The following is a 2,036-nucleotide window of genomic DNA, read 5'->3' as shown; positions in this document are numbered from 1 at the left end:
CGAGGCCGAGGCGGTGGCGGCGCTGCTGGAGCGGCTGGCCGCCCGGCCGCCCGCCGACCCGGCCCTTGCCAGCTATCTCGACAGCCTGCGCCGCGATTACGCCGCCTGATCCGCCGGCTTGCCGCTTGACAGGCTTGGCCTCGACAGGGCAGCTACGGGCGTCCCTGACCGGGGCCGAGGACCAATCCGACCGACCGCCTGACCGCCTGACCGAGGGACCGCGCCCATGATCACCCTGCAGAATTTCATCTTCCCGGAACCGGCGATCTGCACCGAACACCCGCTGTATTTCCACACCACGGGCGAGGTCGGCGTGTCGCAGAGCCGCGCCGAGATCTGGCTGGCGCGCGGCAGCGCGGTGGCCTTCGACACCTATTTCAACCTGTTCAACCTTGGCAAATGGCACGCCGCCTGCGTGCTGGACGGGCTGTTTGCCGAGATCTCCGGCAGCGGCCGGGTCGAGATCCGCGTCTACCAGGCGATTCCCGACCAGTCCTGGGAGGTGCTGCATTGCGAGACCGTCACCCTGGCCGCCGACGCGCCGCACCGGGCCGACCTGTCGCATTACGCCGCCCGCGCGGGGCGCGGCTTGGTCTTTGCCGAGATCCGGGCGCTGGACGAGGCCGGCGCCACCGTCACCGGCGGCCGCTTTGCCACCCGGTCGCTGCCGGGCGAGCTGCCGCGGCTGGCGGTGTCGATCACCACCTTCAAGCGCGAGGACCAGGTGCGCGAGACGGTGGCCCGGCTGGACGCCTTCCTGCAGGGCTTTGCCTATGGCGAGCAGGTGCATGTGCAGGTGGTCGATAACGGCCAGAGCGCCGAGATTGCCGCCAGCGCCCGGGTCACGCCGATCGACAATCCCAATTACGGCGGCGCCGGCGGCTTTGCCCGCGGGCTGCTGGAGGCCGAGGCGGCCGGGTTCAGCCATTGCCTGTTCATGGATGACGACGCCTCGTTCCACATGGAGAATATCGCCCGCGCCTATATGTTCCTGGCGCTGGCGCGCGACCGCAGGAGCGCGGTCTCGGGGGCGATGATCAACAACACCCATAAATGGGCGATGTGGGAAAACGGCGCCTGGTTCGACGGCGCCTGCCGCCCGCTGGATTGCGGCACCGACCTGCGCGACCGCAGCGCGGTGTTCCAGATGGAGATGGACGGCGCCCAACGCCGGCTGCCGACGCTCTATGGCGGCTGGTGGTTCTTTGCCTTCGCCATCGACCAGGTCCGCCACCACCCCTTCCCCTTCTTCGTGCGCGGCGACGACATCTCGTTTTCGCTGATGAACGATTTTGCCATCACCACGCTGAACGGCGTGGTGTCGTTCCAGGACGATTTTTCCGAGAAGGAAAGCGCGCAGACCCTGTATCTGGACCTGCGCAACCATATCATCCACCACCTGGTCTCGGATGACCTGGCGCGCAGCCCGCTGGGCACCGCCAAGGTGCCGGTGCGCTTCATCATGCGCAGCCTGCTGCGGTTCCATTACGAAAGCGCCGCGGCCCAGCTGCTGGCCTGGCAGGACGTGATGCGCGGGCCGGAGTTCTTCGACGCCAATATCGACATGGCCGGGCGCCGCGCCGATATCAAGGCGCTGATGAAGGACGAGGTCTGGCGCCCGGTCGAACCCGGCGACCTGGCCGAGCGGCGGCGGCTGACCCGCCTTTCGCGCCGCTGGCGCCACCTGATCGGATATTCGACCCTAAACGGGCATCTTCTGCCGTTTTCCGCCCGCCGCTGGGACAAGGTGGTGGTCGGCATGGGCGAGCGCGGCATCGTCTACCCGGCCTTCGGCGCCGCCGAGATCAGCTATCTCAGCGCCGATGGCGAACGGGCCTACCGGGTGAAGCAGTCGAAACGGCGCTTCTTTGCAACCGGCTGGGAGATGACCAGGACGCTGACCCGCTTCCTGCGCGACTTTGCCCGGATCCGGGCGCAGTATCGCGACGGCTATCCCCGCCTGACCGCGCGCGGCTACTGGCAGGGCAAGCTGGCGCTGGACCAGGCCGCCGCGCCCGCGTCGCAGCCCGCCGCCG

At 68.6% G+C, this 2,036-nt stretch carries 1 protein-coding gene; it reads left to right on the top strand.

Annotation, left to right across the window (positions count from 1 at the left end):
* Positions 1 to 226 precede the first annotated feature (226 nt).
* Positions 227 to 2,036 (top strand): glycosyltransferase (locus tag CVM52_RS25360; RefSeq protein ID WP_100165025.1); only part of this gene is annotated, 1,810 nt, incomplete at its 3' end.

Origin of the sequence: Pseudooceanicola lipolyticus (assembly GCF_002786325.1) — a bacterium.
Lineage (GTDB): Bacteria > Pseudomonadota > Alphaproteobacteria > Rhodobacterales > Rhodobacteraceae > Pseudooceanicola_C > Pseudooceanicola_C lipolyticus.
This window is presented reverse-complemented; position numbering and strand designations above follow the sequence as displayed.